Raw genomic sequence first — 24054 nt, forward strand, 5'->3', positions numbered from 1 at the left:
TTAGTTCAGTACGTAGGTTGGATCGGTCCGACGCTTCGGTAGCGCGTGAGCGCGTAATCCAACAATCCAACCGTGGCACAATTGTTGATTTACACCTTCGCCACTTTCCGACGCACAACTTGGTAATTCCGCGTTACGTACGTCACCGGCACACTCCAGATGTGCACCAACCGGCTGAACGGGAACAGCACAAACAGGGTGATGCCCAATGTCACATGCATCTTGTACACCCAGTGCACTTCACCGATGTAACCCACCGCTTCGATCGGACGGAAGGTCAACAGGTACCGCGACCAGCTCATCAGTTTGTACATTTCCTGCCCGTCCATGTGACTGGAGGAAATGAAGATGGTGATCATGCCAAGGATCAACTGCGCGTAGATCAACAACAGAATGGCAATATCCATTCGGCTGCTGCTGGCGCGGACGCGGGGGTTGGTCAATCGGCGTTTGATCAGCATGGTCAGGCCGATGAAGCACAGAATGCCGAAGATGCCGCCGACAGCCATGGCGATCAACTGCTTGGTGGCCAGGTCGATGCCGAACAGGTGCCACAGTTCATACGGCACCACCAAACCGGCGAAATGGCCGAGCAGGATCATGATGATGCCGACGTGGAACAGGATGCTGGCAATGCGGAAATTGCTTTTGTCCAGCATCTGGCTGGAGCTGGCTTTCCAGGTGTACTGTTCACGGTCGTAGCGGATCAGGCTGCCGAGCAGGAACACGCCGGAAGCGATGTAGGGATAAATCCCGAAGAAAAACATGTTGGCAAAATTCATGGTTAGACTCCTCGTTCCGCTGTGACGGACGGGTCGCCGGCGGCGTCCACCCAGTTGAGCGGCATGTACTGATCGCGTCGCTGTGACTCGGACGGTTTGTTCTGGGCGGTCGGGCAGCTGTCGCCGGCCGCACCCGGGCCAAAGGTTACCTGCTCTTCCTCCCAGACCTTGTCGATGGCTTCCGGGGTGTCGTCGCGCTTTTCGCCATTCAATTGTTCACGAACGTCGTCCAGCGCGACGTCCACACCGGACAGGGACAACAAGGCGTGGAGCACGGCGGCATAAGGGCTTTCGCGATGCTCCAGGCGGCACGCTAGAACCGCCAGGATGTGAGCCACTTCGGCCAGGCCGGCGCGGAAGTTGTCCTCGCCCTGGGTCGACAGGAATTCCAGGTACAGCGGCAGATAGTCCGGCAGTTCGCGTTCGCTGATGTCGAGCCCGGCGGCGCGATACTGCTGCAGCAAGTCGACCATGGCCTGGCCGCGATCGCGCGATTCGCCGTGCAGATGCTCGAACAGCATCAGCGACAGCGACCGGCCGCGTTCGAACAGCTCGTCGTATTCCGACTGCCAGTCCATCAGGTCGCGTGCGGTCTGCGACCGCACGAAGTCCTTCAGGGCGTCCTTGTCGGAACCGTCGAGCGGCAACGCATCGATGGCATTCAACACGTCGTAGCGATGCTCGACCAGGGCCGATGTCGGATAGTCCAGCAAGTGCGAGAGAATGATCACGGAATTCATATTCAATCCTCCAACTTGACTGGAATGATCTTGCGATCGACCTGGGTATTGCCGCCAAACAGGCTAACGCCGGTGTCACCGTCGCTGCAGCCGTTGCCGAAGCTGAAGCCGCACCCACTCTTCATGTCGTAAGCGTTCTCGGCATAGGCGCGATGGCTGGTCGGAATCACGAAGCGGTCTTCGTAGTTGGCGATGGCCATCACCTGATACATGGTTTCCACCTGATTAACGGTCAGCCCCACCTGCTTCAGCACCTCCAGATCCTCGACCTGATCGACCTGCTGGGAGCGTTTGAAGGCGCGCATGGCGATCATTTTCTCCAGCGCCGCGACCACGGGCTCCTCGTCACCGGCGGTGAGCAGGTTGGCCAGGTACCGCATCGGAATCCGCTGCGATTTCAGGTCCGGAATGACGCCGTTCATGCCGATGTGACCGGCCTCGACGGCGGACTGGATCGGCGACAGCGGCGGCACGTACCAGACCATCGGCAGGGTGCGGTATTCGGGGTGCAGCGGCAGGGCCACTTTCCATTCCATCGCCATCTTGTAGACCGGCGACAGTTGCGCGGACTCGATCCAGGCATCGGGAATGCCTTCTTTTTGCGCGGCCTCGATCACTTTCGGGTCGGTCGGGTCCAGGAAGATGTCGAGCTGCGCCTGATACAGGTCACGCTCGTTCTCGACACTGGCCGCCGCTTCGATCTTGTCCGCGTCGTACAACAGCACACCCAGGTAGCGAATCCGGCCGACACAGGTTTCCGAACACACAGTCGGCTGACCAACCTCGATGCGCGGGTAGCAGAACGTGCACTTCTCGGACTTGCCGCTCTTCCAGTTGAAGTAGATCTTCTTGTACGGGCAGGCGGAGACGCACATGCGCCAACCGCGGCATTTGTCCTGGTCGATCAGGACGATGCCGTCCTCTTCACGCTTGTAGATGGCGCCTGACGGGCAGGAGGCGACACAGGCCGGATTCAGGCAGTGTTCGCACAGGCGCGGCAGGTACATCATGAAGGTGTTTTCGAACTGACCGTAGATGTCCTGCTGGACCACCTCGTCGAAGTTCTTGTCCTTGCGCCGCTTTTCGAATTCGGTGCCGAGGATTTCCTCCCAGTTCGGCCCCCACTCGATCTTCTCCATGCGCTGGCCGGAGATCAGCGAGCGCGGGCGCGCCACCGGTTGGTGCTTCGAGTCACCGGCGGTGTGCAGGTGCTGGTAGTCGAAATCGAACGGCTCGTAATAGTCGTCGATCTGCGGCAGGTCCGGGTTGGCGAAGATGTTCGCCAGCACCCGCAGCTTGCCGCCGATACGCGGTGTGATCTTGCCGTTCTTGTGGCGCTTCCAGCCGCCGTTCCACTTGTCCTGGTTTTCCCATTCTTTCGGGAACCCGACCCCGGGTTTGGTTTCGACGTTGTTGAACCAGGCATACTCGACGCCTTCGCGCGAGGTCCAGACATTCTTGCAGGTGACTGAACAGGTGTGGCAGCCAATGCACTTGTCGAGATTCAACACCATGCCGATTTGAGCACGTACTTTCATGATTGACTCCTATTCCGTATCCAGCCAGTCGACCTTGTTCATCTTGCGCACGACGACGAATTCGTCGCGGTTGCAGCCGACGGTGCCGTAGTAGTTAAAGCCATACGCCTGCTGGGCATAGCCACCGATCATGTGGGTCGGTTTCATCACCGCCCGGGTGACCGAGTTGTGAATACCGCCGCGGGTCTTGGTGGTCTCGCTGCCCGGCACGTTCACGATGCGCTCCTGGGCGTGGTACATCATGCTCATGCCGGTCGGTACGCGCTGGGAGACCACGGCCCGGGCCGTAATGGCGCCGTTGACGTTGAAGATCTCGATCCAGTCGTTGTCTTCGATGCCGGCGGCCTTGGCGTCGGTTTCGCTCAGCCAGACGATCGGCCCGCCACGCGACAGGGTCAGCATCAGCAGGTTGTCCGAGTAGGTGGAGTGAATGCCCCACTTCTGGTGCGGGGTGATCCAGTTCAGCACCAGCTCTTTGTTGCCGTTGCCCTTCTGGTTCAGCACCGGCGCGATGGTTTTCAGGTTGACCGGCGGCTTGTAGACACAGAGCGTCTCGCCGAAGTCGCGCATCCAGGTGTGATCCTGGTAGAACTGCTGCCGGCCGGTGATGGTCCGCCAGGGGATCAGTTCGTGCACGTTGGTGTAACCGGCGTTGTAGGACACATGCTCGTCTTCAAGACCCGACCAGGTCGGCGCCGAGATGATCTTGCGCGGCTGCGCCACTACATCGCGGAAGCGGATCTTTTCCTCTTCCTTCGGACGGGCCAGGTGGGTGTGGTCGATGCCCGTGGACTTCGACAACGCTTCCCAGGCTTTCACCGCGACATGACCGTTGGTTTCCGGCGCCAGGCTGAGGATGACCTCGCAGGCGTCGATGGCGGTTTCGATCTTCGGCCGACCCTTGTTCGCGCCCTCTTCGGTGTGGGTCAGGTTCAGCTTGCCGAGGAATTCGACTTCCTCTTTGGTGTCCCACTTGATGCCCTTGCCGCCGTTGCCGAGTTCTTCCAGGGCCGGGCCGAGCGAGGTGAAGCGCGCGTAGGTGTTCGGGTAATCCCGCTCGACGACGGCGATGTTCGGCATGGTTTTACCCGGCACCGGTTCGCACTCGCCTTTCCACCAGGCTTTGAAATCGTACGGTTGGGCCAGTTCGTCCGGCGTGTCGTGCTGCATCGGCACGGTGACCACATCGGTTTCGACACCCAGGTGGCCCGGGCACAATTCGGAGTACTTCTTCGCCAGGCCCTTGAAGATGTCCCAGTCGCTGCGCGCTTCCCAGACCGGATCGACCGCGGAGGTCAGCGGGTGGATAAACGGGTGCATGTCGGACGTGTTCAGGTCGTCTTTTTCGTACCAGGTCGCCGTCGGCAACACGATGTCCGAATACAACGCCGTGGTGGACATGCGGAAGTCGATGGTGACCCAGAGGTCGACCTTGCCTTCCGGCGCTTCACGCCAGGTCACGTCTTCCGGACGGCCGGCGTCGGCATCGCCCAACTCTTTGCCCAGCAACCCGTGCTTGGTGCCGAGCAGGTGACGCAGCATGTATTCGTGGCCCTTACCGCTGGAACCCAGCAGGTTGGAGCGCCAGACGAACATGTTGCGCGGGAAGTTCTTCGGGTCATCCGGGTCGACACAGGCGAAGTCCAGATCGCCGGCTTTCAACTCATTGACGACGTAGTCCTTCACGTTGATGCCCGCTTCATCGGCCTTGGCCTTGATGCGCAGCGGGTTGGTGTTCAACTGCGGTGCGGACGGCAACCAGCCCATGCGTTCGGCGCGGGTGTTGTAGTCGAGAATCGAACCGGTCCAATCATCGGTATCGGCCAATGGCGACAGCGTTTCGCGCATGTCGAGTTTTTCGTAACGCCATTGGTTGGAATGGTTGTAGAAGAAGGAGGTCCCGTTCATCTGACGCGGCGGGCGCGTCCAGTCGAGACCGAACGCCAGCGGCAGCCAACCCAGTTGCGGGCGCAGTTTTTCCTGACCGACGTAGTGGGCCCAGCCGCCACCGCTCTGACCGACACAGCCGCACATCATCAGCATGTTGATGAGGCCACGGTAGTTCATGTCCATGTTGTACCAGTGGTTCAGACCGGCACCGACAATGACCATGGAACGGCCGCGTGTCTTGTTGGCGTTGTCGCCGAATTCGCGGGCGACGCGGATGACATCGGCGCGTTTCACACCGGTGATCTTTTCCTGCCACGCCGGGGTGTAGGGCACATCGTCGTCGTAGCTCTTGGCGGTCTGGTCGTCGCCGAGACCGGTGTCGACGCCGTAGTTGGCCAGCATCAGGTCGTAGACAGTGGCGACTCGGGCGGTCTCGCCGTTGGCCAGCGTAACGGTGCGTGCCGGAATCTTGCGCAGTTGAATCTCATCGTGATCGGTGTGCTGGAAGTAGCCGTATTCGTGCTCTTTACCGCCGAAATACGGGAAGGCCACGTCGACGATCTCGTCGTGACGTTCTTTCAGTGACAGGGCCAGATTCACCTCGTGCCCTTCCTGACCTTCGCGCGCTTCCAGGTTCCATTTGCCCTGCTCGCCCCAGCGGTACCCGATGGAGCCGTTCGGCGCGACCAGTTCGTTGTTGCCTTGGTGAACACCGATGGTTTTCCAGTCCGGGTTGTTCTCCTGGCCCAGGTTGTCGACCAGGTCCGCCGCGCGCAGGAAGCGGCCTTGCTGGTAGCGCCCGTTCTTTTCGTCGAGCATCACCAGCATCGGCATGTCGGTATAACGACGCACGTAATCCTGGAAATACTCACTCGGTTTGTCGATGTGGAATTCTTTCAGCAGGACGTGACCGAACGCCATGGCCAGGGCAGCATCGGTGCCCTGGCGCGGGGCCAGCCAGGTATCGCCGAATTTGGCGACTTCGGCGTAGTCCGGCGTGATGGCGCAGGTCTTGGTGCCCTTGTAACGCACTTCGGTCAGGAAGTGGGCGTCCGGCGTCCGCGTTTGCGGTACGTTGGAGCCCCACATGATGATGTAGCCGGAATTGTACCAGTCGGCGGATTCGGGCACGTCGGTCTGCTCGCCCCAGACTTGTGGCGAGGCCGGCGGCAGGTCACAGTACCAATCGTAGAAGCTCAGGCAGTTACCGCCGATCAGCGACAGGTAACGGGCGCCGGCCGCGTAGGAGACCATAGACATGGCCGGGATCGGCGAGAAACCGGTGACCCGGTCCGGGCCGTAAACCTTGGCGGTGTAGATATTGGACGCGGCGATCAGCTCGTTGACTTCATTCCAGGACGAACGCACGAACCCGCCCAGGCCACGACGTTCTTTATACTGTTTGGACTTGATCGGGTCTTCGACGATGGACCGCCAGGCTTCGACCGGGTCGGCATGCTCGGCCTTGGCCGCACGCCACATGCGCATCAGGGATTTGCGCATCTTCGGGTATTTCAGGCGGTTGGCGCTGTAGATGTACCAGGAGTAGCTGGCACCGCGCGGGCAGCCCCGGGGTTCATGGTTGGGCAGGTCCGGCCGGGTACGCGGGTAGTCGGTCTGCTGGGTTTCCCAGGTGACCAGACCGTCTTTCACGTAGATTTTCCAACTGCAGGACCCGGTACAGTTCACACCGTGCGTCGAGCGCACGATTTTGTCGTGCTGCCAACGTTGGCGGTACCCTTTCTCCCAGCTCCGGTTTTCCTCGGTGGTGACACCGTGGTCTCCGGAGAAGGATTCAGTGTGTTGTTTGAAGAACCTCAGTCGGTCCAGGAAGTGACTCATGCTCGTGCTCCTGATGGCGATCAATCGATCACAAAAAAACCGGGTGAAGCATTCTTCAACGAACGGATATGGTTCGTTGAGTTCCTTCACCCGGTTGTCGTGTTATGCGATTCATGGTCAATGAGTCTATAGTTGAGGCGGCCAACTGACTTACCCCCTTGGAGGTACCTAGTTTGCGGCGAATCAAGTATTGCTCCGGTTCATTGGTATATGAGACTCAATCCCACATAGAATGGCCGCATGAAGACACTCAAAGACCGACCTATCGCCGTTCGACTGATCGGACACTTCACAATGCTGGTTCTGTTGGTGCTGGCTTCGATGGTGCATTCGCTCATTATCAGCCGCTCACTGGATGGTACCAGCGCCGCCATCAACGAATCCGGTGCGTTGCGCATGCAGGCCTACCGCATCGCCAGTCAGGTGCAACAGGCCGCTGCGGGCGAGCCACTGAACGAGTTGGTCGAGGAAATGGAGTACCGGTTGAATTCCTCTGCTCTGATCCGGGTACTCCCGGATGCAGAAGGACATCCGCTAAATCAGCACTATGGGCGAATCAACGAACATTGGGAACAATTGCGTCGCCTGTTGGTGGAATCCCCCCTCGCCTACCTGATTGTTGTGGATGAGTTTGTCGAGGAGATCCATGCCTTCGTTGATGAATTGGAGGCCCGGTCCGAAGGTCATATACAACAACTACAGTGGTTCCAGTCATTGGCGGTTGTCATCGCTGCCCTCTTGATCATCAGTTTTACGTACCTGATCTTACGCCGCATTGTACGACCGCTGACGCGACTAACCTCTTCCGTTGAGGCGGTCACCCAAGGCGATTTGCAAAAACGCTCGGATTATAGGTCAGGGGACGAATTCGGCATGCTCGGTAAAGCACTCGACACCATGGCTGACGAGTTGGTGGACACGAACCAGGGCTTGGAACGTAGGGTTCGCGAACAAACCCGCGCCTTACGCCGCAGGACCGACACTCTGCAGTTCCTGTTCAACCTGAGCCGGGAACTGAACCACACGGACCGGCCCTTGCCGTCCCTGATGCGCGACCTGGTGCTGGAACTGCCCCATGTCGCCGAACTCAGCGATGTCGACTGGATCGACCAACCCGAAGACCCGAATTCCGAGCATCATTTTCACGTTGCGGTGGAGAACGCGGACACCTGGTTGTCGATCACCTCGGTGCAACCGCTGGAAGACTGGCAACGGCAATTGGCGGTGACCATTTGCGAACTGTTGAACGCCGCCCTGGAACATCAACACCAGGCCGAGAACGAGCGACGCCTGGCCTTACTGGAAGAACGCTCGGTGCTCGCACGCGAACTGCACGACTCACTGGCCCAGGCATTGAGCTACCTCAAACTCCGGGTCGCCCGCTGGCGTAAACTGCAACAACGCGAGACACCGGCGCAGACACTGGTTTCCGAAGTGGCCGACATCGAGGAAGGGCTGAACGCCGCCTACCGCAACCTGCGCGAACTGCTGGTGACCTTCCGGTTGAACGCCAACCTGCCCGAGTTCGAGCACAATGTTGACGCGACCATCGAGGAATTCAGCAAGATGGCCCCGATCGAACTGAGTTGCGAATTGGCCGAAGACTGGCCCACACTGACGGCGAGCCAGGAGGTGCATTGCCTGCACATCATTCGCGAGTCGCTCACCAATGTGGTCAAACATTCCGAAGCCAAGCATGCGGAAGTGCGCTTGCAACGAGACGGCGATGATTGCCAGGTCGACATTCTCGACGACGGCAAAGGGTTCGGGGACATCGCCGTCAGGCCGACGCATTTCGGTTTGACCATTTTGAACGAACGCGCGAAGCGATTACACGGCACCATCGCATTCGAATCCCGGCCGGAAGGCGGCGCCGATGTGCGCCTGCGCTTTCCGATCAAACCGGTTACCGAGACACCTGCTACCGAGGACGCACTATGAGCGCCAATACACCCGTACGCATCGTCATCGTCGATGACCACCCCCTGCTCCGCCACGGCATCGCCCAGTTGCTCGACCTGGAAGACGACCTGGAGCTGACCGCCGCCTATGGCAGCGGCTCGGAAGCGATAAAACGCATCCCCGAACTGGACCCGCCCCCGGAACTGATATTGATGGACGTGAACATGCCGGACCAGAGCGGCCTGCGCGTGATCGAAAAACTGCGCAAGGCGGATGTGGATTCGCGCATTGTGGTGTTGAGCGTCTCCGACGACCACGCCGACATCTTCAAGGCCGTACACGCCGGCGCCGACGGCTACCTGCTGAAAGACCTGGAACCGGACAACCTGCTGCACGAAATCCGCCGCGCCATCAGCGGTGAACAGGTGGTCAGCGAGACCATCAAAGACGTCCTCCTGTCCGCGCAGGATTCCTGGGTGCCTGAAAACGTCCACCCCCGCATCCGCGAACTGACCGAGCGCGAAAAAGACGTGCTACGATTGATCGCACGCGGGCTCAGCAACAAAGGCATCGGCGCCGAACTTGAAATCGCCGAAGGCACCGTCAAAGTCCACGTCAAACGGCTGCTCTCCAAACTCGGCCTCAAATCCCGAGTGGAAGCCGCCGTCTTCGCCCTGGAACACGACATAGACTGACAAGCCGGTGCCCAAACCCGCGTCGGCTACCGGGTGGACCTGTTCGAGGTCGCGCGGGGTGCCGCCCACTCAACCCATCCATGGGGGCTTGACGGCCGCCGTCCGGGCGGCCGACATCCTCGAACAGGTCAACCCGGCACCCGGCGCTAGCCATTACCAAATCCCCTCTCCCACTGGGAGAGGCCAGTTTCACTGTAGGAGCGCAGTCCCCTGCGCGACAAAGTCAAAGGCGGCACAAACCAAAACAACCGCCTAAAATCAAACCAATCCCCTCTCCCCCGGGAGAGGGCAGTTTTACAGTAGGAGCGCAGGCCCCTGCGCGAAAAAGCCAAGGCGGCACAAACCAAAACGACCGCCTAAAAACAAACCAATCCCCTCTCCCCTTGGGAGAGGGCTAGGGAGAGGGTCAATCCCAAAGGCAACCACCTCCCACAAAACACAAGAGGAACCCCCATGGGATGCTGCGACGTAACCGGCCTGATGCCTCTCGAAGAAGGCCTGAACCGCCTCCTATCTGCCGTAACACCCGGCACAGACGTTGAAACCGTCCCCCTGACCGACGCCCTGGGCCGGGTCACCGCCACCCCCATCCAGGCCCAGGCCCCGGTTCCGGGCTTCGACAACTCCGCCATGGACGGCTACGCCATCCGCCTCGCCGACCTTAAAAACGACCAGGTCCTCCCGCTGCAAGGCAAAGCCATGGCCGGGCAACCCTTCGAAGGCTCCGTGGAGCCCGGCCACTGCATCCGCATCATGACCGGCGCCCCGGTTCCGGAAGGCTGCGACGCCGTTGTCATGCAGGAAAACACCGAGGTTCTGGACGCCGGCATCCGCTTTCTGGAGACCCCCAAACCCGGCAACAACATCCGCCGCGCCGGGGAAGACATCGAACCCGGCCAGGAAGTGATTGCCGCCAACCGCCGCCTGAAACCGGTCGACCTCGCGCTGATCGCCTCCGTCGGCTGTGCCGAAATCAACGTGTACCGGCGCGTGAAAGTCGGCCTGTTCTCCACCGGCGACGAAGTGCGCCAACCCGGCGAGGCACTACGATACGGCGACCTCTACGACTCCAACCGCCCGGTCATCCGGGCCTTGCTGGACCGGCTGGACGTCGACATCCTCGACCTCGGCACCATTCCGGACGACCGCGAAGCCGTGCGCGACGCCTTCCTTCGCGCCGATGTCGATTGCGACTTCGTCGTCACCAGCGGCGGCGTCAGCGTTGGCGAGGCCGACTACACCAAGGAAATTCTCGCCGAACTCGGAGAAATTGAATTCTGGAAACTGGCCATCAAACCCGGCAAACCCTTTGCCTTCGGCCGCCTGCCCAACAGCTGGTTCATCGGCTTACCTGGCAACCCGGTTTCCGCCACCGTCACTTTCCACCTGCTCGGCGCCCAGGCCATCCGCCAGTTCCAGGGCACCGGCCCCAGACCGCTGCCCCGACTGACCGCCAAAGCCACCACAGACCTGCGCAAATCCCCCGGCCGCATGGACTTCCAACGCGGCCAATGGACAACAACGGAAAACGGTATAGAAGTAACCCCCAGCGGACGCGGCCAAGGCTCCCACATCCTAACCTCCCTGGCCGACGCCAACTGCTACATCGCCCTGGAACAGGACCGGGGCAACGTAAAAGCCGGAGAAGAAGTAACCCTCTGGCTATTCGACGACCTGATGGCGTAGTGGTCTTTTCTCCCCTCTCCCCCTGGGAGAGGGGCCGGGGGAGAGGGTGACTACTAAGCCCTTAAGCCTACTCCATCCCCTCAGTCACCCCTTACCCCCTCACCACCAACCATCCCCTCAACAGCAACCCAACAAACCAACTCACAAAACACCATCTCACAATAATGAAACCCAGGCCCGGGAAATCCCCCCTCAAACCACCGCATCAAACAACGCTTCAACGCCATTTCAGCATCCTTAGGGTTCACACGCGCCAACCGCCGCGTCTGCTCAAAGAACTCCCGACCCCGCACGGCGGCCTCCTCAGCCGTCAAGGCCCCCTGCCCGTCATACTCCCACCAGGCAACGTCATCCGCCCGGTCCTCATCCCAGCGCAAATCCCGGACATAACCCAAGTCGTAACGGGTGTGGGGCGCCAAATCCAGCGAACCATCATCGGCCTGAGCCCCCAAAGTCCGCAAAACCGCCAAAGCAAAGCCCTCCCCGACCCAGAGCGCATACCCCTGAGCCAACTCCCGCCGGGCGAACACCGACACAGAGCCTTCGCGCGCTCCCCCTGCACCGTCATCCCCCTGTAGGAGCGCACGCCGTGCGCGACCCTCTTCAACCTCATCCTCCTGTAGGAGCCCACCCCGTGCGCGCCCCCCAACCCGCTCCACCAAACAATCCTCCCAACCCCGCGCCAACGAAGTCTCCAAAAACCGCTCAGGATGGTGCCCCGGGTCGCCACCGGCGGCCTGGTGCAGATCGTTCAGGGAATAGAAATCGCCCCGTCGACGGACGGGATGAGACAGGATGGTGAGACAATTATTTTGGGACGAGCGGGATTCTGGCGTATGATGCGAATCAGCCATTGTAACCTCCTTACAAGGTTGTGATGGTTAGCTGCCATCGGGTGCTGCAACACCCGTTGGTAGCGCTTTTTAATGGTTCACTGTGCGATAGTGCGACCTTTTCGTGTTTGGTTTATCACTTCTTAACGTGCCCTGCTTCGCTTAAAAAAGCACCCGGTCATTCACGCATTTAACACTGTAAAAATCAACAGATTTCTAGCGGGTGTTGTGCGGCTTTTCTGGTTTTGTGATCGGTTTTGATTGTTTGCCTACTTGATGTTTTTCTAATGCTTTTCTGAGGCGGACACGTTTGACTTCGCTCTCAAATAAATTCTTGAACTCTGTCACAAAATGCTTTAAACATGAGTCCAATTGTGACGCATATTCCGGATGCTTCCCAAGATATGCGTCAGAGAGGACAGTGATATTTGGGGTATTCGACTAGTGAGATGGTATTCAGGAGATTACGTTAGCCTCAAAGGCGTTTTGGAATTGGCAGAACGAACTGTGATCACAGTGAAGCCAATGCTCCAGAACAAGAGACTCAGGTGACAAAGAAAAATAGCTTATTTGTATGAAATGGAAATTGAGTAAACAAGAAATCTAAAAGATCCATCTAAAAATATAAGGAACTTTGTTCATAGGCTACGCAGTTGAAAGAGAAAACAAGATGCAGCTTCATACAATGCTAACTTAGCTAACAACTGACGCAGACCAAATTATCATTGAAGAGACAGGCTCACACCTACAAAATGCTCTTCCACCGTTTACCTATATTTCAGGAGGATTAGAAAGCTCAGAGATTAGAGAATTGGATTGCGGAATTCTTGAAGGCGGAACCGGGGCTTTTCAAGAGCGTATTAGACGTTTGCGTGTGAGGCTCGACAGATGATCGTTGCGGATAATGAAACAGCAGTCGATCTCCTCTACTATGAGGCGATCGCCAGGACTGTGGTCCGACTGGTAAATGAGAAGTCGGATGAGCCATTGAGTGTCGGCGTACATGGCGACTGGGGTGCTGGTAAATCAAGCATCCTCATGATGGTGGAAAATATGTTTTCTGACCAGGATCGCGTTCTTTGCGTACGGTTTAACGGGTGGCTATTCCAAGGCTTTGAGGACGCGAAGGCGGTTCTGATAGAAATGATCGTTGAGGAACTGCGCCGCAAGCGCCCTAGATCACAGAAAGTCACTGAGCAGGCAAAAAAAGTATTGAAGCGGGTTGATTGGATGAAAGTCGCACGCAGGGCTGGAGCTTATGGCTTGACGTTAGCGACAGGGATCCCAAACCCGGAAACGATCAAGGATCTTGGCACAGCAGCACGAAGCCTCATGGGTAAGGGGGCTGAGGATGTATCACCAGAGACCTTCGCCGGACTTGTAGAGAGTTCTGACGAGTTCCTGCGTGAAGTCGCCGATGACAATGCGCCTGAGCAGATGCATGCTTTCCGAGAGGAGTTCGCGGAGCTCCTTGAGGATGCCGAAATCGACCGCCTGATCGTCCTCGTCGATGACCTCGATCGGTGCCTCCCCAACACTGCAATCGAGACATTGGAAGCTATCAGACTGTTCCTATTCGTACCTCGCGCATCCTTCGTCATAGCAGCTGATGAGGGGATGATTGAGTACGCCGTGAGGCAACATTTCCCGGACCTGCCCATCTCTACTGGTCCGGCTACCTATGCCCGAAACTATCTCGAGAAACTGATCCAGGTCCCGTTTCGTCTGCCATCGCTTGGTTATGCAGAGACACGGATCTATGTGACTTTGCTCTTAGTGCTAAACGCTTGCGGTGAGGAATCAGATGAGTTCCAAAACCTGACTGAACTGGCACGCGAGCTTTTGCGCCGTCCATGGAAGGGTCCCGGTCTCGATAGGAAGGCGGTCGACAAGGCCTTAGGCGGTGTACCGGTAGCAGTCGAGCGGGCGATGGAGTTAGCAGGTCGAATCGCCCCGATTCTCGCAGACGGCGCGCGAGGCAACCCAAGGCAGATAAAACGCTTCATCAATACGATGATGCTCCGCTTGGCCATTGCTGAAGAGCGAGGCTTTGACGATGAGTTGAATATTTCGGTACTAGCGAAGGTTATGCTCGCAGAGCGCTTTGCCCCGGAGCTCTACGACGCAATGGCACGCGGCTCCGCGAGTACCGGTGCGTCTGAGGAGCTAGCCGCTCTCGAAACTGTGGTCTCTGCACCGTCTGCTGAGGACTCCCTTCCCGATTGGCCCAACCTCGAATGGGCGAAGCAGTGGGCCGCAATAGATCCGCCGCTTGCTGAGCACGATCTTAGACCTTACGTCTTCGTAACCAGGGATCGCCGAAGCGTGTTCGGCTCAGTCACATCCCTGGGCGAACTAGACGAACTTGTCGCGAAGCTCCAGGGCACGCCCCTTCAGGTGAGGCAGGCTGCTGCAGAAATCGCTCGTCTTCAGTCGATTGAAGCCGAACAAGTCTTCGACGCCTTGCGCGCCAAGGTCCGGGACGCAGATGACTTGACCCAAGAGCCTTTGGGTGTTAAGGGTTTAGCCGAGATAGCTCGTCAGCATTCCTTCTTGCAGCAACCGCTGCTTTCATTCGTACAAGATCTTCCCATCTCTAAACTTGGCCCGTGGGTGGTCACTGGTTGGGCGTCGGTATTTAGTGAACCTGAAGTCGCGTCGGAATTCTCGACGACTCTCAAAGGGTGGGCTAAACAGGATGACAACAAACCGCTAAAGGCGGCAGCTACTGCGGCGATGAAACTCACCAACAAGCGGGAGCAAACTTGATGGGAACTTCGGGAACTTTCGGTGGCTCAAAAAACGGGCTTGTTCCGAGCTGGGTCGACGAACCTGCGTCACCACCCGCTGCCGAGCCCGACAGTAGTGAACAGAGCATTAAAGACAGCGATGGATTGGATCAGGATGGGGAGATGCCGATCAATCCTCCAGGTTCGACACCTGAACTAATATACCCCCCCATCCCTGCTATTCCGGCGAGTTCAGCTCTCAGCGGTGCTCGTGGGAATATGACGAGGGGGGCGCGATCTTCCGATGAACGAGCAATTCGTCGAGGTGCCGGTCGATATGTACGTGCAAACGGCGGCGGTCGGTCTACGTCGAGTCGCATGCCCAACTCCCGAGCTGTGGCCGGAGGCGTAGCTGGTCTCGCAAGGAGTTTCGTCAACCAGGGCCCGGCAGAAGCACTAAGGCGGTTTAACCTTGAAAGTATGACAGGTGCCCCAGCTGAGGACGTGTTTGTAGCTTTGACAGACATGCTGTGCCCTGCGGGCGGAAGCATCGACGAGTCAATTGCAAGAGACGCAATGCTTGAGACAGTTGCCGACCTAGCAGCATCCGGCGTCGGCAACTTCGATAATCTCTCCGCAGACGATCTACGCGAGTTCTTCGTCGGAGTGGTTAGCCGGTCGATCGAGGGCAAGATACTGAACGAGGTCGGAACCAACGCTATTTCAGCACCTTCGAGTATTGCGGGGGTCGAACGCGCCCAGGCGATGCTTCATGACTTTGTCGAGGGCTGTGTGCGCGACGAGTTCGACGCACGCGGAACCAATCTGAATGACCTTGATGTGTCAGCTGTAGATAGTTTTGTCGACGATCTATATATCGCCACGCTCGATTTAGTTGAAGCCTTGGGAGATAACGGATGAGAAGGTTCAGTCTGATTGGTCGGCTAGGCTCCGACGACACGTGTAGCATAGATACCATACAACCAGACGCTGATGTATTCGAGATAGATTTTCTAGATGACGATGGGCGCATTGGCTTTGGCATCGGCCACGCACTTGACCAGCTCGCATCCCTTGGATTACAACCTTCCGAAAAGGGTATCGACCTTGTCATCCTTGCCGCACTTGTCAACGCCGGCGATACAAGAATATCTCGAGGATTGAACGCTCAGGACGGTTGGACAAGGGAGATTGACCTCTACGTCCCCGTGTCCGACCCTTCGACTTGGTCTGCGAACGCGAAATCAACAGAAGCGATGTTGCGCTTCCTAACTGGCGACCGTTGGCGTGTTTACTACCGTGAACGGACGAGAATGACTAAAACCCTCTCTATTGCTCCGCAGTGTTTGGCAATCGATGGACTGACGAAAGCAAGCCTGCTGTCCGGTGGTTTGGACAGTCTCGTCGGCGCAGTCGATCTTCTGAGTAGAGGTGAGCATCGACCACTTTTCGTCAGTCATTATTGGGACAGTGAGACTGCAAGGGCCCAAGCCTACATCCTCGACCAGTTGAAAAGCCGATTCGGTAAAGAGGCTTTCAAAAACATACGGGTTCGGCTGGGTTTCGACAAGCACCATCTAGACACCGGGGAGACGGAAAATACTCAACGGGGAAGGTCCTTTCTGTTTTACTCGCTTGCAACGCTATCCGCGTCGGCGATTGATGGGTGGACCATCGTGGATATACCGGAGAACGGTCTCATCGCACTTAACGTACCACTTGATCCTTTACGCTTCGGAGCGCTAAGCACGCGGACGGCACATCCATATTTTATAAGCAGCATGCAGAAGCTTATCGATTCTCTCGCCCTCAATGTCGGACTGAGCAACCCATATAGACACAAGACGAAGGGCGAGATGGTCGCGAACTGTGAGAACAAGGCTTTCTTAGAATATATTGTGCCGAATTCCATGTCGTGCTCGTCACCGGCGAAGGCACGCTACAAAAAACTCTCCCCACGACACTGCGGCTATTGTGTCCCGTGCCTGATCCGCAGAGCTTCACTAGAGGCTGGCCTCGACGGAGACGATGAGACACTATACATGGTTGAAAATCTTAAAGGACGTGTCCTGGCCTCTGATCAACCGGAGGGAAAGCACGTTCGGTCGTTCCAGATGATGGCAAAAAGGATCAAGGCGAACTCGGGCCTTGCGAAAATCTTAGTTCATAAACCCGGTCCGCTTCACGACGAACCAGAAGCAATATCAGACTACGCGGACGTGTTTCGACGCGGCATCCTAGAAGTCGACGACCTCTTAAAGTGCGTTCGGACAAGGCCAGGAGGCTGACTGTGCGGTACGACTACGTGGATTTCCATACGCATCTAGACCTATATCCCGACCTAGTGCAAGCGATTGCGACCTGTGAGCGAAAACGTGTGGCGACCTTAGCAGTAACGACTACTCCGAAGGCTTTCGAGAGGAACGTCGAGCTTTCCAAGAGCAGCGACTTCGTAAGGATTGGGCTTGGCCTACATCCTCAGCTCGTCGCCGACCGACATTCAGAGATCGATTTGTTCGAGAGCCTTTTAACACAGACACGTTACGTCGGAGAGATAGGTCTTGATCGTGGCCCTGCTCACTACCGCTCCTTTGATCTTCAATCGTTGGTCTTAAGCAAGATTCTTCAAGCTTGTGCGAAGCAAGGTCATAAAATTCTGAGTCTGCACAGCGTTAGGGCAACGAAGCCTGTCTTGGACATGCTCGACGAACATCTGCCTCCAGATCGAGGAGGCGTTGTCTTACATTGGTTTACTGGCAGCAAGGCTGATGTCCGCCGGGCTGTAGATCGTGGCTGTTACTTCTCTTTGAACGAAAAAATGCTCGCCTCCCCTACCGGCGTGCGCGTATTACACGAAATTCCGATCAATAGAGTGCTGACCGAAACAGATGGACCGTTCCTTGTTCGCGGGGACAAACCGATAGAACCCGGCGATGTGAGCTATACCGTCGAATTGATTGCATCCTCAGTGGGGTTGCCCAGTGAGAGAGTCCGATTGCAGATTCTATCGAACCTTCAGAAACTCCTGCAAAACGACTAGACTGGGATTGATTTGGCGATGGGCATTCATTGATATACTGTCGGAATACTGTGGACCACAACAAAGGAATACAGTTCGAAAACTGTTAACACCCACCTTAACGCTGATCAAACAAACCAGTACTTTCTTCAAACAAACTATCTCTTTCAACGGATGACGATCAGGTTGCGTACAAATAAACTGGATAACTCACGGTTTCCATGGATTAAAAGCCCGACTGATTACTGGGCGTCCCCGGTGATGATCAGGTTAAGGCACTGATATTTCAGGGCACCCACTCGAAGGCAAGACCGAAAACAGACTACAAACTGGTTACGCCCAGCCGCCTACTGCACCTTGCCCAGTTCGGCCAGACTGGTCATGCCAACCTCCGTTATAGCCCCCTCACGTGCTATTAAACAGGACAGCCATTGTAAAAGAAACCTCCGATAAACCGTCACTGAAAACAAAGTTCATACAAAACCGAGGTCAGTAATAGGAAAACTGTCAGAGAACGAGCGAAAAATGCCGGTTAAAGCCGGATTTCATGCATAGGTACATCCTGGAAAACACTTCAGCGAGGTTTATTTGGATGGGAAGGCTTTTCTAATTGAGAAGCTTTCCCGTTGAAAGCCCGGGTGTTCGTTGATAGTCCAATCTTCGGCAAAACTCAACCATGGACCGAACCGTTCCGACGAAGCCTGTAATAGAACGCTCAAAATGAATGGCAGTATAACGCCACTTGTCCGGCTCCAATTTCAGTCTTTCCATAATCGGCGGCAGGGATTCATCAATAGACCCGCGCTCGCCATAACTGAACCGCCAACCGGTCCAGTCCAGAAGCTCGGCTCCGGTCATGGTATCCTGCAAACAGTGGAAGGCGCGGCGTACGCTTCGAGCCACGCAATGCTACCGGCCCAACGAACTGACGGATTTGTGAAACGGAACCGCCTTTTGAGCGTTATCCTACCATGAGACGGTGCGGCTCCTTTGGTACAATGCCAATGAACCACACAGGGACCGAAGGAATGAATCACCGGAGCACCGCACTGACGCTCGCACTGTCCACACTGGCCCTCACGGCCTGCCGATCCGAACCCAAGGATGACACCCCACCTATGCCTGAGCGTGACGTCACCCAGGCCGAGATCGATACCTTGATCGATCGCTCGAAGGAGCAGATGGTGTTTGTAGAAGGGGGAACCTTCATGATGGGGGATTATAAGAACAATGATGGCGTATATATGACGCCAGATCGGGATAATAAGCCCCCGACCCAGGTGACCTTGGACAGCTACTCGATTGGGGCATACGAGATCAGTTACGGGGAATTTGATCTGTATACCGATGCCAATGGCCTGCCACGCACCTACTGGCAGAAGCAGTCTGTTGATAAAGATTGGCGTGGGCCAGAGTTTCCAGCTGGCGTCAGTTGGCGTGGTGCGAAGAACTATTGTTTGTGGTTAGCTGAGAAGTCTGGTCTACCGTTCGATCTCCCAACCGAAGCGCAGTGGGAATATGCTGCACGGAGTCGGGGGCAAAAAGTACTCTACGCAACGAATGATGGCACCATTCGTCGCGGTGAGAACTATTCAGAGTTCACTCCCTACCCAAGGCAAACCGGCCTCTTTCCACCCAACCTTCTGGGGTTATACGACATGGCGGGAAATTTGGGTGAATGGGTGAATGATTGGTACGCGGCGGATTATTATCAGCGAAACAACCCAATAAACCCTGGAGGACCTGAAACGGGTACCGAAAAGGTACTCCGAGGAGGCGTATATCTGGAATCACCATTCGCCAGCAATGTGTTTATACGACATCATATGGAACAAATAGATTCGGACTTTAAAAGCACAGGATTCAGGTGCGCAATAAACTCTCAAAAACCAGTAAAATAGCACGATCAGCGATCATGATAAAAACTTGCATGCGATACGTAGTCGCATGCAGAAGAGCTTTAACACACACCAGAACTTACACCAGTCTTACTTCCTGTTGGGTCGCCTGGGCTGCTACAGTAGCAGCAGTCTCCTTTGCTGCGTAGAGTGGTAAGTTCATATACCAGTGCATGAACTGCAAATCTTCTCGCCCGTCTAATAGGCTCCGTATTAAATCCAGTCCCCGCTCCGCATTCCACCCCGTTATAATGGGGTGCCACGGGCCGTCTGGTCCCATGCGTTCTGTAATCTCATTGAATTCCCGTCCGCAAGTGACTGTAGATAAAACTTTAATCACCGCTTCCTCCCGGATTTCATTAAAGCCGTTCCAACCTATGTTTCCGACTAATCCGTCAACCAAGCACAATTTACGCAGTATCGATGCTTTGCTTTCGGGAGGAGCAAACTGCACCAACCCTTGCTCGTCGTCCAGGATATTCTTGGCCAATTGTTGTGCTTGCTCGTCATGTTCTGTAGTTAACTCAAGACTGCCCCACCACTTATCCACCAGATAACTTGTATCTTGTAGGCATTCAAATACCTGAACACCTAGTTGCAGTGCTCCCGAAATCAATTGGTGGAACACTCTAAACGCCTCCTCATTTATAAAGGCCAGCTTCCGGAAATCGAATTTCATTAGTTGATGGTAGATGCACTGAATGAAATCACTGATGGTATTCACGTTTACAGTGGCGACGAGAGCACCAGCAGCGCCTACACCAAAACACGCACCAACACGACTACGGAACATGAACTTTCCGTTATAAAAGTCCACATAGAGTTTCGCTTCTGCGCCAGCCCCTGCCTGAGCGTTGAACTCCCCACCGATCTCAGCAAACGCCGAAAACGCCGGCTCATCGCCGGTTCGCTTCTCGGGGTTATCCCATTCCAGTGCGCCTTTTACGCCACAGCCGCCAGAAATCCCCGCGAACGCCGACGCACCTACGTCGGCGCCCTGAAGGGGAGGATGAGGCTCGAAGTCTTCATCGGTTTCGGTTTTTTCTTCGGCTTCACTGTCGGTCAGCCCTTTCAAAACGGCCTTCGAGCCGTCCATGCTCAGTTCGACATTGGCGCAGACCAACGCCTTTGCTCCCGCAAAGCCGATCAGTTCGATGATTATGCTGGCGCGTACGGCACCGAAATCCAGCATAGTGGTGTCGGAGGAATGCTTGTTCTCCAATTCCAGTTCAAGCGCGAAACCATCTTTGTCGGGAAAGTGGCTTTCAACGGTGACCTTACCCTCGGCCAGCGCCGCCGAGGCGGAGGCGTTCGCTGTGAGGCCAATCGCGGTCTTGCTGATGCTGGCACTCAACGAAGCACCTGCCATCAGCCGCATGACGGCGGCTTCGGTGGTGGCGCTGAAGTGGTCGGAATCCGCCAGCCAGTCCTGTTGTTGGCCGGTGGTCTCGTTCCAGCTTTGGGCCCAGTCGGTCATGGCGGCATCGAACTGGGCGAGGTTGAGTTTGAAGTCGACTTTTTCCAGACCGCCCTGGTAGTCCTCTTTCAGGGTGCGTTGCGCCTTGGCGGCATCGAACGAGCCGCTTGCATCAGTGAAGCGGCGCTCGTCGCGTACGGTAACGGCAAGGCCGTAGCGGCGAATGTGGTTGGCGATTTTGTCACTACGCACGTAGGTGGCCTTGCGGCCTTTGTAGCCGACCAGCTCGGTTAGGCCAGCGATACCGGTTTCGCTGCGTCCGGCCGGGGCCAGGGCTTTCATGACGGCGGCTTTCTTTTCGGGAATGGCGTCCTGGTCTTCCGCGTTCACGGCGTCGTTGTAGGCTTGGAGAGCATCATTAATCAACTGACTGTCGGTGTCGATTTGGTGGTCCAGATAATCGGTCACCAAGAGCAGTTCTCCGGTTTCCGAGCGAAAGCAAACATTCAATGAGTGAGGTCGTGGGTTCGCTGGTGGTTCGATGCGAATCGAGCGGCTATGTTCGACCGTCCCGTTGCGCGCGGTGAGGCTGTAGTCACCGGCCTTGACCGGAATGCGAAAATTCCAAAAGCGAGTTTCGCCTGTTGTGGCAGTCGGGCCCGGTTGAAAGCTCTGGCGTTGTTGGCCTTCCGTTGGCCCGTCCCAGGCGAGCGTTACGCTCTTGGTCTGGGGGTTGGCCGATCCCGAAATGGGTAGACGATAACCGGGTACTTGAATCTGGCTGCCCGGAGCCGGCAAACGGTCGTAGCTGTGACGCTCGTTGAGGTTCAGCAAGGGGTCGATGATTGGCAAACCATAAAGGCGCCGGGCCACATCGAAGATGGATTCGTCTTCCCCCAATGAATACCGCTCACGGCTCGGATGGGTTGGGCGTTCACCTAGCCGCAACGTCGGTGGTGTCGGGTGTGTCTGATCCAGTGGGTCGTAAATGTGGACCGTTACGTTAAAATGCGTTGGCCCGTCAACGCGACCGCCGCCCCAGCGGCTGCGCCTACCATCTCCTATTTCGGCTTCATGCGCTCGGCGGCTGCCTTGAGTCGCCGCACCCGACGAACCGCCGTATTTGGATTCATTCGGAAATTTATTGAACAGATAGGGCTGCCCCCTATCGAAGGCGGAGCAGACACTGCGTTCAATGTGCCTGGCCTGGCGACCATCCCAGAGAATCAAAATCTGGTCGAACGGCACCGGTTCGACTCGCCAAATTAGCCCTTCCACCCGGGTGCGTTGCAGCCAACCGGATTCGCCGGTGTTCTGAATGATCAGTCGTAATCGGGAAGCCACGGGTTGAGGCAAACTAAACCAGTGAATGGACTGGTAGCCTGCGGGCATTGAGGATTCCGTCTCCTCGTCTAACACACTCATCTTGCATCCTTTTAGTTGTAACTGTCGCGGTTTTCCTTACCGAAGTTGAACAAATCACGCCGTTTAACGGTCCGGCGTGCGAATCAACTCGACAACAAAGGGAGGTACGAAGTTTAGGGAAAAAGAAACGGTCAAGGTACCGCTATGAAACGGTATTTTCGTGGACTTAATCACAAAAAAACATATCGAATGGCTAGTCGTCTATTCTAAAGGACAATTTTAATTTCACTTTGTAATTTTCTGCATGACAAATCGAGTTTCTGCGCCCAACTCAATCAATCATTCGAAGCCCCGCTTGGGCCACCCAACGCTCACTATCGTCACCCGGGCCGAATGCTCCTCGACCCGAATGCAACGATCAATTGGTCAACGCTTCCGCGCGTTCCACATAGTCCTGATAGTCCGTAATCTGGTTCTTGCTGTGGCAAACACTGTTTGGTGGGTTTTGTGCGGCTTTTCTAGATGTATGATCGTTTTGAATGGGTTGCTCTACTTGATCATTTTCTTCTGTTTTGTGAGGCGGACACGTTTTACCTCCCCCAAGTAATTCTTGAACTCTGTCACAATGTGCTCTAAACCTGAGTCGATGGACGACGCACATCGACGATATTCACCGGGATATGCCCCTGGGAAGACACTGATCCCCAGAATAGTTGTCTGGTGAGACGGTGTTTACAGGCTCTCATTTACTGGCCAAGGCGGCGTCAGACAAGAGACAGCCTTCCCCGATCGTTCACTGATAGGAGGGCCCAATGAGAATAGTACTGCTGATCATCGCAGCATTCTGGCTCCTTCCAGCTTCGTCCCAATCGCTCCAGATCATGGGGTCGGAACAGGGCTTTCTGCCGTTTTATTACGGAAAAAACCTAAACAAGGGCATCCTGGTCGAGCTGATCAATGAGTTCACACAAGAGACCGGTATCGCCGCCGATTTCCGCCCGATGTCGCGCAATCGGCAGCCCTGGGCTCTGGAGGAAGGTCGAGCGAACGCCGTTTTCGCCAGCCCTCTATGGATGCCGTTGCCGGATCGGATGCACGCCGTCGGACCGGTGCTAACCTGGCGTGACCGTGTGTTCGCGCAACCTGGTTCACAACCGGAATCCTTTGACGACCTTCAAGGCAGCATTTGTCTGCGCAAGTGGTTTGTCTACAGTGATCGACTCGAACGGCTGATCGGTAGCGACCTGGTCCGCCATGACGCGAACAATGCCCAGCAGATGCTGGGCATGTTTCTGCACAATCGGTGTGATTACACCGTCATGAATGAAACGGAGTTCCGGTTTCTGGCACAGTTGGTGGAAGTTGATCCAGACCAATACAGAACGGAACTGATTGACGCCGAATGGCCGGTCTATCTTGGTATCCTCAAAACCGAGCCGGCTCTCATCGAAGCGGCGGAAGCTTTTTTCGCTACCCACACGGTTGACGTAGAGTCCATGCTACCCAAACTGCCGCCGCCGGACCGGCAAGTCTCGATTCAGCCGGACATGTAGGGCAGCTGACGGCCAAAGTTCGATTTGCCAGGTACTCAATCAGTTTTGCAAGGCGGAAACGGCGACTACGTCAGCATCAACAAAGGACACTATGGGCACCCACCTTAATTTTCGGGGGATTACTGGTGTCCAGGTTGAACCGCGATAATTCAAACTCCACCATAA

General features: G+C 56.3%; 16 protein-coding genes. 9 read left to right on the plus strand and 7 right to left on the minus strand.

Annotated elements, in window-relative coordinates; translation table 11 throughout:
* Positions 1 to 89 precede the first annotated feature (89 nt).
* The 4 genes from narI to IE111_RS18535 are packed head-to-tail and all read right to left on the minus strand — an operon-like array spanning position 90 to position 6792.
* Positions 90 to 782 carry a respiratory nitrate reductase subunit gamma gene (gene narI / locus IE111_RS18520; RefSeq protein ID WP_189611560.1) on the minus strand — a complete coding sequence of 231 codons (693 nt, stop codon included), beginning with the start codon at positions 780 to 782 and terminating at the stop codon, positions 90 to 92.
* Between the two features lie 2 nt (positions 783 to 784).
* The gene (gene narJ / locus IE111_RS18525; protein WP_189611562.1) at positions 785 to 1522 is read right to left on the minus strand and encodes a nitrate reductase molybdenum cofactor assembly chaperone; all 738 of its coding nucleotides are present in this window, start codon (positions 1520 to 1522) and stop codon (positions 785 to 787) included.
* A 2-nt stretch (positions 1523 to 1524) separates the two neighbouring features.
* Positions 1525 to 3060 carry a nitrate reductase subunit beta gene (narH, locus tag IE111_RS18530; protein WP_189611564.1) on the minus strand — a complete coding sequence of 512 codons (1536 nt, stop codon included), beginning with the start codon at positions 3058 to 3060 and terminating at the stop codon, positions 1525 to 1527.
* Positions 3061 to 3069: 9 nt separating this feature from the next.
* Positions 3070 to 6792, minus strand: coding sequence for a nitrate reductase subunit alpha (locus IE111_RS18535; RefSeq protein WP_189611566.1), 3723 nt, complete (start codon positions 6790 to 6792; stop codon positions 3070 to 3072).
* A 240-nt stretch (positions 6793 to 7032) separates the two neighbouring features.
* On the opposite strand from IE111_RS18535, the gene IE111_RS18540 reads away from it, so the two are divergent.
* The 3 genes from IE111_RS18540 (at position 7033) to moeA (ending at position 11075) form a co-directional block, all read left to right on the plus strand.
* Positions 7033 to 8733: a type IV pili methyl-accepting chemotaxis transducer N-terminal domain-containing protein gene (locus IE111_RS18540; RefSeq protein ID WP_189611569.1), complete on the plus strand. Its 1701-nt coding sequence runs from the start codon at positions 7033 to 7035 to the stop codon at positions 8731 to 8733.
* A complete protein-coding gene (locus IE111_RS18545; protein ID WP_189611572.1) occupies positions 8730 to 9389 on the plus strand; it encodes a response regulator in 660 nt (219 codons plus the stop codon). The genes IE111_RS18540 and IE111_RS18545 overlap by 4 nt, the downstream gene beginning before the upstream one ends.
* A 453-nt stretch (positions 9390 to 9842) precedes the next feature.
* Positions 9843 to 11075 carry a molybdopterin molybdotransferase MoeA gene (gene moeA / locus IE111_RS18550; protein WP_189611574.1) on the plus strand — a complete coding sequence of 411 codons (1233 nt, stop codon included), beginning with the start codon at positions 9843 to 9845 and terminating at the stop codon, positions 11073 to 11075.
* Positions 11076 to 11155: 80 nt separating this feature from the next.
* Here the strand turns inward: moeA and IE111_RS18555 are convergent, their stop codons facing one another.
* A complete protein-coding gene (locus IE111_RS18555) occupies positions 11156 to 11929 on the minus strand; it encodes a hypothetical protein (protein ID WP_189611576.1) in 774 nt (257 codons plus the stop codon).
* 867 nt (positions 11930 to 12796) lie between these two features.
* On the opposite strand from IE111_RS18555, the gene qatA reads away from it, so the two are divergent.
* The 4 genes from qatA (at position 12797) to qatD (ending at position 17677) form a co-directional block, all read left to right on the plus strand.
* Positions 12797 to 14677: a Qat anti-phage system ATPase QatA gene (gene qatA, locus IE111_RS18560; RefSeq protein ID WP_189611578.1), complete on the plus strand. Its 1881-nt coding sequence runs from the start codon at positions 12797 to 12799 to the stop codon at positions 14675 to 14677.
* Between the two features lie 239 nt (positions 14678 to 14916).
* On the plus strand, positions 14917 to 15558 hold the full coding sequence (qatB, locus tag IE111_RS24750; RefSeq protein ID WP_308427559.1) for a Qat anti-phage system associated protein QatB: 642 nt from the start codon (positions 14917 to 14919) through the stop codon (positions 15556 to 15558).
* Positions 15555 to 16925, plus strand: coding sequence for a Qat anti-phage system QueC-like protein QatC (gene qatC, locus IE111_RS18570; RefSeq protein WP_189611582.1), 1371 nt, complete (start codon positions 15555 to 15557; stop codon positions 16923 to 16925). Before qatB ends, qatC begins: the two co-directional genes overlap by 4 nt.
* 2 nt (positions 16926 to 16927) lie before the next feature.
* Positions 16928 to 17677, plus strand: a complete 750-nt coding sequence (gene qatD, locus IE111_RS18575) for a Qat anti-phage system TatD family nuclease QatD (protein WP_229805439.1) — start codon at positions 16928 to 16930, stop codon at positions 17675 to 17677.
* 585 nt (positions 17678 to 18262) lie between these two features.
* Here qatD and IE111_RS18580 read toward each other — a convergent pair.
* Positions 18263 to 18514 carry a hypothetical protein gene (locus IE111_RS18580; RefSeq protein WP_189611584.1) on the minus strand — a complete coding sequence of 84 codons (252 nt, stop codon included), beginning with the start codon at positions 18512 to 18514 and terminating at the stop codon, positions 18263 to 18265.
* A gap of 260 nt (positions 18515 to 18774) precedes the next feature.
* Here IE111_RS18580 and IE111_RS18585 point away from each other — a divergent pair, with 260 nt between their 5' ends.
* Complete coding sequence (locus tag IE111_RS18585; RefSeq protein ID WP_189611586.1) at positions 18775 to 19557, plus strand: formylglycine-generating enzyme family protein; 783 nt, start codon at positions 18775 to 18777, stop codon at positions 19555 to 19557.
* A 76-nt stretch (positions 19558 to 19633) separates the two neighbouring features.
* On the opposite strand, the gene IE111_RS18590 is transcribed toward IE111_RS18585, so the two are convergent.
* Entirely contained in the window at positions 19634 to 22396 is a 2763-nt protein-coding gene (locus IE111_RS18590; RefSeq protein WP_189611589.1) for a hypothetical protein, read from the minus strand.
* 752 nt (positions 22397 to 23148) lie between these two features.
* Between IE111_RS18590 and IE111_RS18595 the strand changes: the two genes are divergently transcribed.
* Complete coding sequence (locus IE111_RS18595) at positions 23149 to 23889, plus strand: substrate-binding periplasmic protein (RefSeq protein WP_189611592.1); 741 nt, start codon at positions 23149 to 23151, stop codon at positions 23887 to 23889.
* Positions 23890 to 24054 lie beyond the last annotated feature (165 nt).

Source organism: Saccharospirillum salsuginis (assembly GCF_014651855.1).
Lineage (GTDB): Bacteria > Pseudomonadota > Gammaproteobacteria > Pseudomonadales > Natronospirillaceae > Saccharospirillum > Saccharospirillum salsuginis.

Excerpts from the sequence above, each read along its gene's own strand:
- narI (WP_189611560.1), bottom strand. The coding sequence starts at position 782 with ATGAATTTTGCCAACATGTTTTTCTTCGGGATTTATCCCTACATCGCT.
- narJ (WP_189611562.1), bottom strand. The coding sequence starts at position 1,522 with ATGAATTCCGTGATCATTCTCTCGCACTTGCTGGACTATCCGACATCG.
- narH (WP_189611564.1), bottom strand. The coding sequence starts at position 3,060 with ATGAAAGTACGTGCTCAAATCGGCATGGTGTTGAATCTCGACAAGTGC.
- IE111_RS18535 (WP_189611566.1), bottom strand. The coding sequence starts at position 6,792 with ATGAGTCACTTCCTGGACCGACTGAGGTTCTTCAAACAACACACTGAA.
- IE111_RS18540 (WP_189611569.1), top strand. The coding sequence starts at position 7,033 with ATGAAGACACTCAAAGACCGACCTATCGCCGTTCGACTGATCGGACAC.
- IE111_RS18545 (WP_189611572.1), top strand. The coding sequence starts at position 8,730 with ATGAGCGCCAATACACCCGTACGCATCGTCATCGTCGATGACCACCCC.
- moeA (WP_189611574.1), top strand. The coding sequence starts at position 9,843 with ATGGGATGCTGCGACGTAACCGGCCTGATGCCTCTCGAAGAAGGCCTG.
- IE111_RS18555 (WP_189611576.1), bottom strand. The coding sequence starts at position 11,929 with ATGGCTGATTCGCATCATACGCCAGAATCCCGCTCGTCCCAAAATAAT.
- qatA (WP_189611578.1), top strand. The coding sequence starts at position 12,797 with ATGATCGTTGCGGATAATGAAACAGCAGTCGATCTCCTCTACTATGAG.
- qatB (WP_308427559.1), top strand. The coding sequence starts at position 14,917 with ATGACGAGGGGGGCGCGATCTTCCGATGAACGAGCAATTCGTCGAGGT.
- qatC (WP_189611582.1), top strand. The coding sequence starts at position 15,555 with ATGAGAAGGTTCAGTCTGATTGGTCGGCTAGGCTCCGACGACACGTGT.
- IE111_RS18580 (WP_189611584.1), bottom strand. The coding sequence starts at position 18,514 with ATGACCGGAGCCGAGCTTCTGGACTGGACCGGTTGGCGGTTCAGTTAT.
- IE111_RS18585 (WP_189611586.1), top strand. The coding sequence starts at position 18,775 with ATGCCTGAGCGTGACGTCACCCAGGCCGAGATCGATACCTTGATCGAT.
- IE111_RS18590 (WP_189611589.1), bottom strand. The coding sequence starts at position 22,396 with ATGAGTGTGTTAGACGAGGAGACGGAATCCTCAATGCCCGCAGGCTAC.
- IE111_RS18595 (WP_189611592.1), top strand. The coding sequence starts at position 23,149 with ATGAGAATAGTACTGCTGATCATCGCAGCATTCTGGCTCCTTCCAGCT.